Origin of the sequence: Zhihengliuella flava, from assembly GCF_015751895.1 — a bacterium.
Classification (GTDB): Bacteria; Actinomycetota; Actinomycetes; order Actinomycetales; family Micrococcaceae; genus Zhihengliuella; species Zhihengliuella flava.
The window spans coordinates 2,778,428-2,793,629 of the sequence record NZ_JADOTZ010000001.1 but is presented as its reverse complement, the minus strand read 5'-3'; the positions used below and the strand labels follow the sequence as shown (position 1 = coordinate 2,793,629).

The 15,202-nt window shown below is 65.8% G+C and carries 14 protein-coding genes; 8 read left to right on the top strand and 6 right to left on the bottom strand.

What is annotated here, in order from left to right:
• Window positions 1–130: 130 nt before the first annotated feature.
• From IW252_RS12790 to IW252_RS12770, 5 genes are all read left to right on the top strand, one after another.
• Entirely contained in the window at window positions 131–1,087 is a 957-nt protein-coding gene (locus IW252_RS12790) for an ABC transporter ATP-binding protein (protein WP_408065775.1), read from the top strand.
• Window positions 1,084–1,851 (top strand): ABC transporter permease, encoded by a 768-nt coding sequence (locus tag IW252_RS12785; RefSeq protein WP_331271540.1) that lies wholly within the window; start codon window positions 1,084–1,086, stop codon window positions 1,849–1,851. The genes IW252_RS12790 and IW252_RS12785 overlap by 4 nt, the downstream gene beginning before the upstream one ends.
• Window positions 1,852–1,854: 3 nt before the next feature.
• Window positions 1,855–2,811, top strand: coding sequence for a COX15/CtaA family protein (locus tag IW252_RS12780; RefSeq protein WP_231366014.1), 957 nt, complete (start codon window positions 1,855–1,857; stop codon window positions 2,809–2,811).
• Window positions 2,812–2,891: 80 nt separating this feature from the next.
• Window positions 2,892–3,440 carry a GNAT family N-acetyltransferase gene (locus IW252_RS12775; protein ID WP_231366013.1) on the top strand — a complete coding sequence of 183 codons (549 nt, stop codon included), beginning with the start codon at window positions 2,892–2,894 and terminating at the stop codon, window positions 3,438–3,440.
• Entirely contained in the window at window positions 3,440–4,768 is a 1,329-nt protein-coding gene (locus IW252_RS12770; RefSeq protein ID WP_196836904.1) for an alpha/beta fold hydrolase, read from the top strand. The genes IW252_RS12775 and IW252_RS12770 overlap by 1 nt, the downstream gene beginning before the upstream one ends.
• 119 nt (window positions 4,769–4,887) lie before the next feature.
• On the opposite strand, the gene IW252_RS12765 is transcribed toward IW252_RS12770, so the two are convergent.
• The 4 genes from IW252_RS12765 to coaE all read right to left on the bottom strand — a co-directional run bounded on the left by IW252_RS12765 (window position 4,888) and on the right by coaE (window position 9,365).
• On the bottom strand, window positions 4,888–5,922 hold the full coding sequence (locus IW252_RS12765; protein ID WP_331271539.1) for a TerC family protein: 1,035 nt from the start codon (window positions 5,920–5,922) through the stop codon (window positions 4,888–4,890).
• A gap of 253 nt (window positions 5,923–6,175) precedes the next feature.
• Complete coding sequence (gene uvrB / locus IW252_RS12760; protein WP_196836903.1) at window positions 6,176–8,293, bottom strand: excinuclease ABC subunit UvrB; 2,118 nt, start codon at window positions 8,291–8,293, stop codon at window positions 6,176–6,178.
• Between the two features lie 75 nt (window positions 8,294–8,368).
• The gene (locus IW252_RS12755) at window positions 8,369–8,722 is read right to left on the bottom strand and encodes a hypothetical protein (protein ID WP_196836902.1); all 354 of its coding nucleotides are present in this window, start codon (window positions 8,720–8,722) and stop codon (window positions 8,369–8,371) included.
• A 16-nt stretch (window positions 8,723–8,738) separates the two neighbouring features.
• Window positions 8,739–9,365 (bottom strand): dephospho-CoA kinase, encoded by a 627-nt coding sequence (gene coaE / locus IW252_RS12750; RefSeq protein ID WP_231366012.1) that lies wholly within the window; start codon window positions 9,363–9,365, stop codon window positions 8,739–8,741.
• A 62-nt stretch (window positions 9,366–9,427) separates the two neighbouring features.
• On the opposite strand from coaE, the gene IW252_RS12745 reads away from it, so the two are divergent.
• From IW252_RS12745 to IW252_RS12735, 3 genes are read left to right on the top strand one after another with little or no spacing between them, the layout of a single operon-like run.
• On the top strand, window positions 9,428–10,117 hold the full coding sequence (locus tag IW252_RS12745) for an IMPACT family protein (protein ID WP_196836901.1): 690 nt from the start codon (window positions 9,428–9,430) through the stop codon (window positions 10,115–10,117).
• Entirely contained in the window at window positions 10,114–11,298 is a 1,185-nt protein-coding gene (locus IW252_RS12740) for a class I SAM-dependent methyltransferase (RefSeq protein ID WP_196836900.1), read from the top strand. Before IW252_RS12745 ends, IW252_RS12740 begins: the two co-directional genes overlap by 4 nt.
• A 2-nt stretch (window positions 11,299–11,300) precedes the next feature.
• Window positions 11,301–12,035: an ABC transporter permease gene (locus tag IW252_RS12735; protein ID WP_196836899.1), complete on the top strand. Its 735-nt coding sequence runs from the start codon at window positions 11,301–11,303 to the stop codon at window positions 12,033–12,035.
• Between the two features lie 185 nt (window positions 12,036–12,220).
• On the opposite strand, the gene rpsA is transcribed toward IW252_RS12735, so the two are convergent.
• Both rpsA and IW252_RS12725 read right to left on the bottom strand, forming a co-directional pair.
• Window positions 12,221–13,693, bottom strand: coding sequence for a 30S ribosomal protein S1 (gene rpsA / locus IW252_RS12730; protein WP_196836898.1), 1,473 nt, complete (start codon window positions 13,691–13,693; stop codon window positions 12,221–12,223).
• Window positions 13,694–13,903: 210 nt separating this feature from the next.
• Window positions 13,904–15,202 carry a GNAT family N-acetyltransferase gene (locus tag IW252_RS12725; RefSeq protein ID WP_196836897.1) on the bottom strand — a complete coding sequence of 433 codons (1,299 nt, stop codon included), beginning with the start codon at window positions 15,200–15,202 and terminating at the stop codon, window positions 13,904–13,906.

The window sequence follows — 15,202 nt, the reverse complement described above, 5'->3', positions numbered from 1 at the left end:
TCGGCTAGCAAGGCGAACCTTAGCTCAGAGACCACCGAGCATGTCGTTGCTCACAGGTGGCAGCCGGCCCTCCACCGTCTCCGCCTCGCGGACTGCAGGCCACCTTCTCTACGTCACGTAGAATGCTCGGGTGCCTGCGTCATCCACTGCTTTGATTGTTGACGAGCTCCGGAAAGACTTCGGTCCCGTCCCGGCGCTCGATGGCCGCATGCTCCGCGTCCTGCATGGCGTGAGCCTCAGGGCCGACTTCGGCTCAGTGACCACGCTTCTCGGGACCAACGGTGCCGGCAAGTCCACCACGCTCGCTTGTGCCCAAGGACTGTTGAAGCCTGACGGCGGCTCCGTCACACTCCTCGGTGAGGACCCATCGTCCGCCAACGCCGCACTACGCTCCCGCGTCGGCGTCATGCTGCAGGACGGCGGCCTACCACCGTCGGTTCGACCTGTGTCACTCCTCAGACATCTCGCCAGAATGTACCGCAACCCGGCCAACGTCGGCGAGCTGGTGCGACGGCTGGCTATCGAGGACTTCGCCGCCACCTCAATTCGGCGACTCTCCGGCGGGCAAAAGCAGCGAGTAGCGCTCGCCGCAGCGCTGGTGGGCCGCCCCGAGGTCATTTTTCTCGACGAACCCAGCGCTGGCCTCGATCCCCAGTCCCGTCACACGGTGTTCGAGCTCATCGGCGAGCTCCGCGAAGCCGGCTTGGCCATCATCTTGACGACGCACCTCATGGATGACGCTCAGCGCCTCTCCGATTACGTGTACATCATCGATTCCGGCCGCAATGTCGCCGAAGGAACAGTTGCGGAGCTCACGGCCAGCGCCGCGAGCGAATCACGCATCGTGGATCTAACCACCAATGCCCCGCTTAACGCCGATTCGCTGCACTCCTCGACCGGGTTGACCCTTACGCGCCGCGACGGAGACCACTACCGCATCACCGGCCTGCATACCGCTGCGGACCTCGCCGCGGCCACCGCGTGGCTGGCCCATCAGGAGGTGCTCCCGTCCTCGCTCACTCTGCAGGCCCGCACGCTCGAAGACGTCTTTCTTGACCTTGCAACCACGAAGGAGGAGGGGGCGTGAGCCTCTACTTGCCGCACTCTGGCCCGAATGCCGCGTCCCTGCTGGCCCGCGTCATTCATCAGGGCCGCTACGAAACGGCCCTCATGCTCCGCAACGGCGAACAACTCGTCCTCGCCGTCGTCCTGCCGCTGCTGGCCCTCGTGGCCCTGACCTTGGTTGACCTCCTCGATGGGATCGGCCCTTCGCGGATCGACGCCGCGGCGCCGGGCGTTCTGGCGCTCTGCGTGATGTCGACGGCGTTCACGGGTCAGGGTATCGCCACGGGGTTTGACCGCCGCTACGGCGTGCTGACCTTTCTCTCCACCACGCCCTTGGGACGCGCGGGGCTGATCTTCGGCAAGGCGCTGGCCGTTCTGGCGGTCCTTGGAGTACAGCTCGTCGTCGTCGGCGGTACCGCCGTGGCCCTCGGGTGGCGACCGGACCCGGTGGGTTGCCTCATCGCGCTAGGGCTGCTCGTGCTCGGCTCGGGAGCGTTCACCTCGCTCGGGCTGCTCATTGCGGGAACCGTGCGGCCGGAGGCCACACTGGCCATCACTAATCTCGCGTGGGTCCTGCTCGCAGCCGGGGGCGGCATCCTCATCCCCGGCAGTCAGCTGCCTGGCGCCCTGGCGAGCATTGTCGCGGCCCTGCCCTCGGCCGCACTCGGTGACGCCATGCGCACGGCCCTACTCGACGGCGGCTTTGCCGTCGGGGACGTCGCGCTCCTCGCCCTATGGGCCGTGCTCGCCTCCGTGGCGGCCTCCCGCTGGTTCAAGTGGACTTAATCCATGAAAGGCACTGAAAACATCATGACCCAGACCTCCTCGTGGACCCGCCGGCTCCCGACCCGCGTTGGCCGCGGCGTCCATGCGCTGGCGATTGCCTCCCTCATTTCACAGATTGGCATCATCGTCACCGGTGGCGCCGTCCGGCTCACCGAGTCTGGCCTCGGCTGTTCCGAGTGGCCCCACTGCGTGCCCGGCTCCATGACGCCGACCCCGGAAATGGGCATCCACGGGGTCATTGAGTTCGGCAATAGGACGTTGACCTTTGTCCTCAGCGCGATCGCCGTCGCGATGATTGTTGCCGTGTGGAACATGCGCCGAACTCATCCGGTGATTTTCCGGCTCGCCATCGGCCTGTTCTGCGTGATCCCCGCGCAGGCACTCATCGGTGGGATCACCGTGTGGACGGACCTCAATCCATGGATCGTAAGCCTCCACTTCATCGTGTCCGCGACCGTCGTCGGCTTTGCGACGCTGCTCGTTAACCGGACGGCGATGTACCTGCGGCAGGATGACACCGTCGCCCCACCCAGAGTGCCCCTTGGGTCCCGGCCCGCTGCGTGGATCATGCTCGTCTCCGCGGCGGCCGCCGTCGTTCTGGGCACGGTGGTCACCGGTACGGGACCGCATGCTGGCGATGCCTCCAGTCCTCGTCACCCCTTCGACGCTGAGATCGTTACCCGGCTGCATACGGCGCCGGTGTACGTGTTGCTGGCAGCGACCGTGGTTCTCACCGTGCTGATCTTCGCGCGCGCTCAACCCGACGCCGCGACGCGGCGACTGCGCACCGGACTCGTCCTGCTCCTTGCCGTCCTGCTGGCCCAAGCCGGATTGGGGTACTGGCAGCACTTCACTGGCCTGCCCATCGGGCTGGTGTTGTTGCACATGTTGGGCTCTGCCCTGCTGGTCTCGACCGCCGTTAACGTGTGGGACCGTTCCACGGGCCGGTTTCCCCTCTAGGCGCGCGGGTGGCCTCAGCCGGTTCTCCTCATCGCCGCGCCCGCTTGCTCCAGCCCACCGAATCGCATAGGAAAGAGAGCATGCCTGACACTGCATCTCACATTCGAGCCGCCGAGCCGCGCGACGTCCCCGTCCTGCTGGCGATGATCACCGACCTCGCCGAGTATGAGCGGGAGCCGGATGCCGTGAAGAATACCGGCGCGCTGCTGCACGAACACCTCTTCGGCCCTCACCCCACAGTCTTTGCGCACGTTGCGGAGGACCATACGGGCGCGGGCGAACCACACATCGTCGGCATGGCCATCTGGTACCTCACGTACTCGACGTGGGAGGGCGTCCACGGGATCCATCTTGAGGATCTGTATGTGCGTGAGGAGGCTCGCGGCGGCGGGCACGGGCGAAATCTGCTGTCGACGCTGGCCGCCATCGCGGTCGATCGCGATTATGCCCGCTTGGAATGGCAAGTCCTCAACTGGAACGAGCCTGCACTTGGCTTTTACGACGCGCTGGGGGCTAGCGCACTGACGGATTGGACCACACGCCGGCTGGACGGCGACGCCTTGGCAGCGGTAGCCGCCACAGCGCCATCCGCCGCGCGCGCCGCCTCGACCACGAGTGAGGAATCCTGATGGGCCACCGCATTGCCGCCACGCATACCTACCGCGGCCTCCGAGCGACCGAGCATTATCTCGACGTGCCGGTGGACTACGCCCATCCCGAGGGCGAGCAGATCACCCTCTTTGCCCGCGAGCTCGTCTCGACCGAGGTTCCTGACGCAGAGCAATTGCCCTACCTGCTGTACCTGCAGGGCGGTCCCGGCGGTGCCGGCCCGCGCGTCACGAGCCTCTCAGGGTGGATCGGCGAGGCCGCCAAATCCTTCCGCGTCATCCTCATGGATCAGCGCGGGACGGGGCTCAGCTCTCCGATCAACCGGCAGAGCCTGCCGCTACGCGGGGACGTGGACGCCCAGGTCGCCTACCTGCGCCACTTCCGCGCCGACTCGATCGTGCACGACGCCGAAGCACTGCGCCGCGCGCTCGGCCTCGAACGGTGGAGCACCCTGGGCCAGAGCTACGGCGGGTTCATCACGCTGACCTACCTCTCGTTGGCGCCAGAGGGGCTCGAGCGCTGCCTCGTCACCGGAGGGCTGGCCGCGCTCACCGGCCACGCTGAGCGTATCTATCGGCACACCTACCCGCGCATGGCGGCACGCGCCGCCGAGTATTTCGGCTGGTACCCCGAGGACCGGGTGACTCTTGACCGCGTGTTTGCCCACGTGGATCAGGTCTCCGAGCAGCTGCCCGATGGGCGCCCCGTCACGCGCGGTGTGGTGCAAATGCTCGGCAATCACTTCGGTGGAAACACGCGCGTCCACGCGTTGCACCATACGCTGGAACAGGCCTTCGTTGAGACGGTGGACGGACCGCGCCTGTCCGACGCGTTCCTCGACGCCCTCCACCAGCAAGCCTCCCGCGCGGCGAACCCGCTGTACGCCCTGATGCATGAGTCGATCTACGGTCAATCCACCCTCGGCGTGAGCGACGACGGCCGCGTGGAGACCGCGTGGGCGGCCCAGCGCGTGGCCGAGGAGTTCCCGGACTTCCTCCCGGATGCCGAGCAGCCGCTGCTCACCGGCGAAATGGTGTTCGACTGGTTCTTTGAGTATGACCCCGCGCTGGCACCGCTGCGCGGCGTCGCGGAGGCCCTCAACGCGGTGAACGATTGGGAGGACCTCTACGATCTCGACGTCTTGGCGACCAACACGGTGCCAGTCGCCGCCGCCGTCTACACGGACGACGTCTACGTGGACCGCGACCTCAGCCTGGAAACGGCCGGGCGGGTTCGTGGCCTCAAAGTCTGGGAAACGGATGCCTTCCACCACGACGGGATCGCCGATGATGGTGCGGCGATTTTTGCGCGCCTGTTGACCATGACCCAGCCGGCGGCCGGCGCCTAGGCCATCGCCGCGACGCACTCACGCCACACGACGTCGGCCCCGGACGCGGAAGGTCTCCACGTCCGGGGCCGACGCCATGGTGTCCCGGTCCCGCCGACTCGCATCAGGCGGTACCGCCTCTAGCCTTCGTTCTGGTGAGTCTTCTCCATGTCCGCCTTCAGGCGTGCGTCCATGGCCGCCTGCCGCCCCTTCTTGGACATCAGCGACGCCACCGTGGCGATGACGATGGTGGAGAGAATCACGGCCAGCGATAGCTCCGTCGTAATCTCAGGCACCCACTCAATGTGCTGGCCGCCGTTGATGAAGGACAGCTCATTGTGGCTGAGCGCGTGGAAGATCAGCTTCACGCCGATAAACGCCAGGATGAAGGACAGGCCGTGCTTCAGGTAAATCAGGCGATCCATGAGCCCGCCGAGCAGGAAGTACAGCTGGCGCAGCCCCATCAGGGCGAAGATGTTGGCCGTGAAAACGATGAAGGCGCTTTGGGTCAAGCCGAAGATCGCCGGGATGGAATCGATGGCGAACATCAAGTCCGTCATACCGATGGTAATAAACACCATCACCATCGGCGTGAAGACCTTCCGGCCATCGACGACGGTGCGGAGTTTGTTGCCGTCGTACTCATCGCTGAAGGGCATTTTGCGCGTCATGCGGGCGATGAGACCGTTATTGGCGCCTTCTTCTTCATCCTCACCGTCGTCCTTGAGCTGGTGCCAGGCGGTCCAGAGAAGGAAGATGCCAAAGATGTAAAAGACCCAGGTGAAGTGCTCGATCACCGTGGCGCCGATGAGGATGAAGATGCCGCGCAGGATGAGGGCGATGATGATGCCAAACATCAGCACTTCCTGTTGGTACTTCCTCGGTACCGAGAAGCGCGCCATGATGATGATGAAGACAAACAAGTTGTCCACGCTGAGGCTGTATTCGGTGACCCAGCCGGCGATGAACTCTTTGCCGTAGTCGGGTCCAGCCTGCCAGAACATCAGTCCAGCAAAGACGAGTGCCAGAGTGACGTAGAAACCGACCCACAGGCCGGCTTCTTTCATCGAGGGTTCGTGAGGCCGTTTGACCACATACAAGAGGTCAAAGAGCAGAATGAGGCCGAGGATCGTGAGCGAGCCGATCTGAAAGCCGAGGCTCAGGTGTTCTGACACACACTACCTTTCGTAGGGCAGCCGCTCGGGCGGCTGCTGCGGGGGTACAACTGGGCGCCGCAAGTCTCTCCGCCGCCCGTGTGCCAGTCTCAGCTGACGGGTTCGGCCACTGCGCACGGCTAGCGGTAACCGAAGATCTCGGCCCCTTGCCTCCATCGGCTCGCTAGCGTGTTGACGTTCGCAGTGTTCGGGATACTCCCCTACGTGCGCTCGATTCTACCGCACGGCATCTGCCGGGCGAGAAAACCGCCGCTCAGGCGTGGCCAGCGTCCTTCATTTGCCGCAATTCTTTCTTCAGGTCGCTCAGTTCGTCCCGCAAGCGCGCGGCGAGCTCAAACTGCAGGTCACCGGCGGCCGCGTGCATCTGTTCGGTGAGCTGGGCGATCAGCTCCCCCAAGTCCTCCGCGGGAGCTGCGGCCAGCTTCGGCGTGCCGGGCGCCTGAGTTGCGGCCGAGCGCTGGTGGTCCGTCTTCGTCGCGTTAATGCCGCGCTTGCCCTTGCCGTAGTCGAACTCTTGCAGCAGTTCGCGCGTGTCGGCGTCCTCGCGCGCGAGCTGATCGGTGATGTCGGCGATCTTTTTCCGCAGCGGCTGCGGGTCCACGCCCGTGGCCTTGTTGTGTTGGACCTGAATCTCGCGGCGCCGTTCTGTCTCGTCCAGAGCACGCCGCATCGAATCGGTCACCCGATCCGCATACATGTGGACCTGGCCGTTGACGTTACGCGCGGCACGACCGATGGTCTGGATCAGGGACGTCGTTGAACGCAAGAAGCCTTCCTTGTCAGCGTCAAGAATGGCGACCAGAGAGACCTCGGGTAGGTCGAGGCCCTCGCGCAGGAGATTGATCCCCACCAACACATCGAACGTGCCGAGCCGAAGCTCGCGCAGCAACTCGACGCGCTTGAGGGTATCCACATCCGAATGGAGGTACTCCACCTTGACGCCGTGCTCCGTCAGGTATCCGGTAAGGTCCTCCGCCATACGCTTCGTCAACGTGGTGACCAGCACGCGCTCGTCGCGCTCGGTCCGGTCGCGGATTTCGGAGAGCAAGTCGTCAATCTGCCCCTTGGTCGGCTTGACCGTGATCTCGGGGTCAACCAAACCCGTGGGACGGATGATTTGTTCCACGACGCCAGAGGACTGGCTGAGCTCATAGTTGCCCGGCGTCGCGGACAAGTAGACGGTCTGTCCGATCCGTTCGAGGAACTCATCCCACTTCAGGGGGCGGTTGTCCATCGCTGAGGGCAAACGGAAACCGTGCTCGACGAGGGTGCGCTTGCGGGACATATCCCCTTCGTACATCGCCCCGATCTGCGGAATGGTGACGTGCGACTCATCAACCACGAGCAGAAAATCGTCCGGGAAGTAATCCAGCAAGCAATGTGGGGCGGACCCGGAGTCACGTCCATCAATGTGGCGAGAATAATTCTCGATGCCATTGCAGAAGCCCATCTGCTGCATCATCTCCAAGTCGTAGGTAGTGCGCATCCGCAGGCGCTGGGCCTCCACCAACTTGTTCTGTGACTCCAGCTCGGCCAACCGTTCGGCGAGTTCGTCCTCGATGGCGGTGATCGCTCGATTCATTCGTTCCGGTCCAGCCACATAGTGGCTCGCCGGGAAGACATACATCTCCTGCTCTTCCCGCACGATCTCCCCGGTCAACGGGTGCAGGGTGTAGATATTCTCGATCTCATCGCCGAAGAATTCGATGCGAATAGCGAGTTCTTCGTAGACCGGAATGATCTCCACGGTGTCCCCGCGCACCCGGAAAGTGCCCCGTTGGAAGTCGACGTCGTTGCGGGCGTACTGCATGTTGACGAACTGGCGCAGCATGTCATCACGATTCAGTTCCATGCCCTGCCGCAGCGTCACCATGCCGGCGACGTACTCTTCCGGCGTTCCCAACCCGTAGATGCAGGAGACCGTGGCAACAACGATGACATCACGCCGCGTGAGCAGTGCATTCGTCGCCGAATGCCGCAACCGCTCCACTTCCTCGTTGATGGAGGAATCCTTCTCGATGAAGGTGTCCGTCTGCGGCACGTAGGCTTCCGGCTGGTAGTAATCGTAGTAGGAAACGAAGTACTCGACGGCGTTGTGGGGCAGCAGCTCGCGGAACTCGTTGGCCAACTGCGCGGCCAGCGTCTTGTTCTGCACCAAGACCAGTGTTGGACGCTGGAGTTTTTCCACGAGCCACGCGGTGGTGGCGGATTTGCCGGTACCGGTGGCACCGAGCAGGACCACGTCCTTCTCGCCGGCGTTGAGCCGCTCGGAGAGCTCGTTGATGGCCTGCGGCTGATCGCCGGCGGGCTGATATTCGCTGACGACTTCAAACGGGGCGACGACGCGCTGGATGTCCTGGGCGAGACTCATGCCCCTAGGCTACCCCTGCACCGGCCGAGGCGACACGCCGTGATTCGAACTTTTCTTCGAAGGCTGAATCGCCCCTCACCGTCGTCGTCGGCGCTGACCCCCGCGTCCCAAGAACCCCGAGAAAAGCGGTCCTTCGTCCAATCGAGTCAATATCGCCATGACGAGTTGCTGGGCCAACAAGACCCCGGCCACGAGGGCGATGGCGACGGCGGAGAGTCCGATCCATGCTCCCAGCATCACGCTCGCCTCATACGGCTCGCCCGCGACGAAGTCCGCCCGCCCTCCGAAGCCGAGCCAGACCACTAGCCATACCGCAGTGAGAAGGCCGGAGAGCAGAAAGAGCCTCCGCACCCACCGCATCCCCGCTCCGAAGCGGAACGGTGGCGGCTCCGGCCCGGCCGGCGCTCCGGGCTCGCGTGTGTGTCTCATTTATCGGGACTCGCTCTCAGGCGCCCGTGAGCTCGGACCACGCCTGGCGCACCCTCGTGCGGAGAGAATCGAGGTCGCCGTCATTGAGAATCAGCACATCCGCAATAGCGGCACGTTCAGCATCCGTGGCCTGAGCGCCGATTCGAGCGAGCGCAGCCTCCTCGGTCATGCCACGGTGCTTCACCATGCGCGCCACGCGGACAACCTGTGGGGCCTGAACCACCACCACGTGATCAAAGCGGTCCGCCTGTTGGGTCTCGGTCAACAACGGGATGTCCTGTACGACGACGACGCGTTCCCCAGCGGCTGCGTCGATGGCCGCTTGGCGCCGTCGTGCGGCTTCCGCGCGCACGCGCGGGTGAATAATGCCATTCAACGTGTCCCGGGCCGCCGCGTCGTCAAACACCACGGCGCCCACCGCCGGGCGGTCCAAGGAGCCGTCGGCGGTCAGCACCTGCTCGCCGAAGGCCGCAACGACGTCCGCGAGCCCTTCCGTGCCCGGGGCCACGACGTCACGGGCCAATTGGTCGGCATCGATGACGGTCGCGCCCAGAGCCCTGAACTCGCTGGCTACCGTGGACTTGCCGGAGGCAATGCCGCCGGTCAGACCCACATCGAGCACGTGATCACTGGATTCGCTCATACGGCCCAGCGTACCGAGCCCCGCGCCCGCTGGCATCTGCGGGCGGACGGTAGGCTAGAGCAATGCACGCGAGCGAGACCCGGGCCACCGCCTACACCACCATCGGCGGCGATGTGGTGCACGAGCTCGAGATCAAGCGCTCGCGCTTCATCACGTACCTGCGCCGCGTCGACACCGAGGAGCAGGCACGCGAGTTGATCGCCGAGCTCCGCGCCACCTACCACGACGCCCGCCACCACTGCAGCGCGTTCATCGTGGGCGCCGACCGCGGAGTGCAGCGTAGCAATGACGACGGGGAGCCCTCCGGCACAGCTGGGGCGCCGATGCTGGAGGCGCTCTCCCGCCGCGTCAGTCACGGCACGGACGCGGACCTGTCCGACGTCGTCGCCGTCGTCGTCCGGTATTTCGGCGGCGTCCTGCTGGGCGCCGGCGGGCTGGTGCGAGCGTACTCCGAGTCCGTCTCGACAGCGCTCGACGCGGCGACGTTCGTCCGGCGTCAGCGCATGCGGCTGTACGACGTCGCCACTGACCTCGACGTGGCACCCCGCCTCGAGAACGACCTGCGCACGCAACAGCACCGCGTGCTCGGCACGGACTACTCCCCCACCGCGTCAGGCTTGATTCGCCCCGTTGTTCGGGTCGCCGTGCCGGACGAACCGGCAGCAGCCGAGGCCTTGATCACCCAACTGGCGACGCACTCCGCCGGCGCGGCCGAGGCAACGCAGACCGGCACCGAGTGGGTGGATCTATGAGCGCGGCGCAGACCTCGGCGCAACGCACCGAACTCTGGGCGCAGTTGCGACGTTGGCCCGATCCTGAGGCCGAGAACCTGCAGGCCCACGACACGGCCGACGAACTCCTCCTCGACCTCGCCGTCGAACGCGGTGTTCTGCCCGCCGAGGGCGGCAGCGTGGCGGTGATCGGGGACCAGTACGGCGCACTGACCCTCGCGCTGGCCCAGCAGGGCCTGACCGGTCACCGCGTCCACACGGACCGGCTTGCCTCCGAGCGGGCGATCACGGCCAACGCTGAGCGTGCGCAGCTGGGCGCAAGCTTCGACTTACTCTCGCCGGCCAGCGAGAAGGCGGACAGCCTCGACGACTTCGCCGCAACGTTCCTGACGGGCGTCCGCCTAGTCCTCATGCACCTGCCGCGCTCGCTAGAAGAACTGCGGGATTGGGCCCGCCTCATCGCCCGCCACGCCGCACCGGACGTCACCGTCCTGGCCGGCGGTCGGATCAAGCACATGAACCGCGGGATGAACGATGTCCTCGCGGAGGCCTTCACCACGGTGGACGTCTCGCTGGCCCGACGGAAGGCACGCGTGATCGCGGCCCGCGGACCTCGTCCAGTGACCGCCCCAGCACTCGCCGCGGCCAGTTACGAGGTGGGACTCGCTCGACCGCTGCAACTACGCGCCACGGGCGGCACCTTCGGCGGCGCGAAGCTCGACCCCGGAACACGCTTCCTGCTGCCGTCCTTGGCTGCGGTTCGTGGCGCGGAGCGCGCTGTAGACCTCGGCAGCGGCAACGGCACCATCGCCGCCTACCTTGCACTGACCCACCCCGGCCTGAGGGTGGTGGCCTCGGATCAGTCCGCCGCCGCCGTACTTTCCACCCGCGCTACCTTGCGGGCCAATAACGTCAGTGATCGCGCCGTCGTCGTCCAGGACGATGCCCTCTCAGCCCAACCGGACGGCAGCGCCGACCTCATCGTGCTCAACCCACCCTTCCACGTGGGCAACACCGTGCACGTAGGGATTGCGCTGAAGCTCTTCCGCGCCGCTGGCCGGGTGCTCGCCCCTGGCGGAGAACTGTGGTGCGTGTGGAACTCACACCTGCGGTACCGCGGTCGTCTCGAGCAGTTCGTTGGTCCCACGCGACAAGTGGCACGCAACACCAAGTTCACGGTCACCGTTTCCACCCGGAGCTGAGCGTGGGATCGTCGACGCTCCTCCAGTTGGGGCCAACGTTCTGGCTGGCCCTGGCCGCACTCCTCGCGGTGGCCGCTACGGTGTCCCGCGTGGTGCTGGGCTTAGCGGTGCGGGAGACGCTGCTCGCCGGTGCCCGGGCCCTAGCCCAGCTGATGCTGGTGGCCCTCCTCATTTCGCAGTTGGGCCGCTCAGCGGTCTGGGCCGGTGCATTTCTCCTACTGATGCTGGGCGTGGCTACCGTCACCGTCCGACGCCGGGTGCCCGGCTGTTCGTGGTTTGGCGCCGCGCTGCCCCTCGTCCTCGGCGTCCTGCCTCCCGTCGGACTGCTCCTCGTCGCGGGCGTGCTGCCGGTGGAGCCGCTCGCGTTGATCGCCGTCGTCGGACAGCTCATCGGAGGGTCCATGGCGGCCGCGAATCTCTCCGGCCGGCGCTTTGTCGCCGAGCTCGATCAGCGCCGCGGCGAAGTGGAAGCGGCGCTCGCCGTCGGGATGACCCCGGCGTCAGCGCGGAATTTGGTGCTCCGCCCGGTGGCCCCGGAAGCGATGCTGCCCGGCGTAGACCAAGCCAAGACCGCGGGCACCATCACGCTCCCGGGGGCGTTTGTGGGGCTCATTCTCGGCGGGGCGTCGCCTCTGGACGCGGGATTGATTCAGGTCATGGTCCTGATCTCGCTGATGGCCACTCAGGCGGTCGCGATCAGCTCGGTCCTCTGGTGGTCCTGCACGCGGCGGGCCTAGTTCCCTCGTTTTCGGATGAACGCGCACCGTCCAACAGGCGCCGACGGGGCTCAATACGCCACCGCACATCACGCTGGGCGCACGATGCGGCGCAACTTCACACGACGAACGCAGAAGATCCCCGCGACCAGGTTGGTCGCGGGGATCTTCTGTTCAGTTCAGGTGTGCTCAGGCAGCGGGAGAACTTAGTTGCCGGTCAGCTTCTCGCGCAGTGCGGCGAGGGCCTCGTCGGAGGCCAAGGTGCCGGCGTCGGCAACCGGTGCATCCGAGGAGTAGCTCGAAGCGGACGGAGCCTCGGCGGGCGCCTCGGAGGCGGCAGCCTGGTCGTCGTTGAGGTGCTGAGCAACCTGCTTCTTGTGGGCCTCCCAGCGCTCCTGAGCGGCGGCGTACTGGGCCTCCCAGGCGGCGCGCTGCTCGTCGTAGCCCTCGAGCCACTCGTTGGTCTCCGGGTCGAAGCCCTCCGGGTACTTGTAGTTGCCCTGCTCGTCGTACTCGGCAGCCATGCCGTAGAGCGCCGGGTCGAACTCGGTGCCCTCTGGGTCGACGCCCTCGTTGGCCTGCTTCAGGGACAGCGAGATGCGGCGGCGCTCGAGGTCGATGTCGATGACCTTGACGAACAGCTCGTCACCCACGGAAACGACCTGCTCGGCCAGCTCGACGTGGCGGACAGCCAGCTCGGAGATGTGCACTAGGCCTTCGATGCCGTCCTCGACGCGGACAAACGCGCCGAACGGAACCAGCTTGGTGACCTTGCCCGGCACAACCTGGCCAAGGGCGTGGGTGCGGGCGAAGGTCTGCCACGGATCTTCCTGCGTAGCCTTGAGCGACAGGGAGACGCGCTCGCGGTCCAGGTCCACCTCGAGAACCTCGACGGTGACTTCCTGGCCGACCTCGACAACCTCGTTCGGGTGGTCAATGTGCTTCCAGGACAGCTCGGAAACGTGCACGAGGCCGTCGACGCCGCCGAGGTCCACGAACGCACCGAAGTTGACGATCGAGGAGACGACGCCCGGGCGGACCTGGCCCTTCTCGAGCTTGTTGAGGAAGGAGGAACGCACCTCGGACTGGGTCTGCTCGAGCCACGCACGGCGGGACAGCACCACGTTGTTGCGGTTCTTGTCCAGCTCGATGATCTTGGCCTCGATCTCCTGGCCGATGTACGGGGCCAGATCGCGCACGCGGCGCATCTCGACAAGCGATGCCGGCAGGAAGCCGCGCAGGCCGATATCCAGAATCAGGCCGCCCTTGACCACCTCGATGACGGTGCCGGTGACGACGCCGTCCTCTTCCTTGATCTTCTCGATGTCGCCCCAGGCGCGCTCGTACTGAGCGCGCTTCTTGGACAGGATCAAGCGGCCTTCCTTGTCCTCCTTGGTGAGGACGAGGGCCTCGACGGTGTCACCGGTGGCGACAACTTCGCCCGGATCGACGTCGTGCTTGATGGAAAGCTCGCGGGAAGGAATGACACCCTCGGTCTTGTAACCGATGTCGAGCAGGACTTCGTCGCGATCAACCTTGACGACGGTGCCCTCGACGAGGTCGCCATCGTTGAAGTACTTGATGGTGGCGTCGACGGCGGCGAGGAAGTCTTCAGCGGTACCGATGTCGTTGACAGCGACCTGCGGGGTACCGGTCTTCTCGTTGGAGGTGATGGTCATGTAGTAGGGGCTCCGATGTGGATAGTTTGGTCAGTCGGGTAGCCGGAAGTCCCGGCATACTCCGAGGTGGATCTTGTATGGGTGCGGTCCTCACTCGGGCACGCGTGAGCGCGCGACAGAAGACATGCCCGTCTAGTTTAGCTCCGCGGCGTGCCACGGTCAAAGCCGATCGCGGCCACCCCGCTCGGCTGATGCTGTCCGCTCCCCCGCTTAGAAGAACGTGTGGTTCATGGGAGCACGGCGGTCACCGAAGAGGGCATTGACCGCGAGCAAGGCCTCGGGATCGGCCTGCACACGCCCCACCGCCGCGGCTTGCCAGGGTTGCATCGCACCCGTGGCCAACGCGCCCAAGGTGTCGACGCTCATGGCGACCTCGGGACCGGCGTCTGCGGCATCGTCCTCCACGACGCGCGCAGTGCCACCCTGAACCGTCAGGGCCCAGCGACCGTCGGCGTAGCCGAGCGCATCCTCGACCGCCAGAACGACAGAACCGTCAGCCGCCCAGTCCACGGCGGCCAGCACTTGTGGGACGTCCAGTACGCGAATCCACACGGAATCCTCGACGGACTTGGTGGTGAGATCCCGCGGGTTAGCGAGGGCCCAACGCAGTGGATCGTCGACGCGAGCGCGGCTAAACGTCAGAACCTCCACGAGGTCATGCGCCCCGAGATGCTCCCACAACGCCAGTTCAGCGGCAGGATCGGCAGCCACGAAGTCGAGAATCTGCAGTTCCTTGGGGTCCTTGTCCCAGCCGCCGAAGCGGGCCGTCGCAAAGGCCACCGGAGTGCCATCGGCGTCGAAACAGGCGTACGCGCGCAAATCCTCCGCGGCCCCGTATCCGTCGGGCGCCCAGCGTCCCGTGACCCGTTGCAGGTCATCCCACGCACGCGAGACCGAGCCGGTCGATTGCTGATGGAACGCCGCAAACACGTGGTCGTGGATGGGCTCCATGTCCCGCGGAAGCAACTCCTCAACGCGCCAGTCGGCGGCAGCGGCGAAGGCCTTGGCCTCGGGCCTCAGCGCCAGTCCATGCTCGACCTTGAGCCGCAGCGGAACCTGGTACGCGGACGGAGCAAACCCAAACCGGCCATAGATGCTCGCTTCGGAGGCGGTCAGGACCGCCACCGGCCGCTCGGCCGCCACGGCACGCGCGAGGGAGGCTTCCATCATGGAACGCAGGAGCCCGCGCCGGCGGTGCGTGGCACGCACCGTGACATCGGAAATCTGATGCGCGGACAGCTGCGCCCCGGGGCGCACGGTCATCTCCCCCGCGAATTCCGCAAACGTCGCGACCGGCCAGACGGCGGCGAGCGACGGCGCGGTGGCCCCGTCGTCGTACACCGCCGTCAACAGGGTGTCGCGGGCACGGAGTGCATCGATGAAGCGCTGCAGCGCGGCGGCGTCCCGGTCCTTGTCATAAAAGCCGCGATCGACGGCGCGGACCCACGCCTCGGCCTGGGGATCCCGGTCGCCGTGGTGGCCGCTCACCCGAAACAGTTCACTGCGCAC

Coding starts and splice junctions, on each gene's coding strand:
- IW252_RS12780 (WP_231366014.1), top strand. CDS start 1,855: ATGAAAGGCACTGAAAACATCATGACCCAGACCTCCTCGTGGACCCGC.
- IW252_RS12775 (WP_231366013.1), top strand. CDS start 2,892: ATGCCTGACACTGCATCTCACATTCGAGCCGCCGAGCCGCGCGACGTC.
- IW252_RS12770 (WP_196836904.1), top strand. CDS start 3,440: ATGGGCCACCGCATTGCCGCCACGCATACCTACCGCGGCCTCCGAGCG.
- uvrB (WP_196836903.1), bottom strand. CDS start 8,293: ATGAGTCTCGCCCAGGACATCCAGCGCGTCGTCGCCCCGTTTGAAGTC.
- IW252_RS12755 (WP_196836902.1), bottom strand. CDS start 8,722: ATGAGACACACACGCGAGCCCGGAGCGCCGGCCGGGCCGGAGCCGCCA.
- coaE (WP_231366012.1), bottom strand. CDS start 9,365: ATGAGCGAATCCAGTGATCACGTGCTCGATGTGGGTCTGACCGGCGGC.
- IW252_RS12745 (WP_196836901.1), top strand. CDS start 9,428: ATGCACGCGAGCGAGACCCGGGCCACCGCCTACACCACCATCGGCGGC.
- IW252_RS12740 (WP_196836900.1), top strand. CDS start 10,114: ATGAGCGCGGCGCAGACCTCGGCGCAACGCACCGAACTCTGGGCGCAG.
- rpsA (WP_196836898.1), bottom strand. CDS start 13,693: ATGACCATCACCTCCAACGAGAAGACCGGTACCCCGCAGGTCGCTGTC.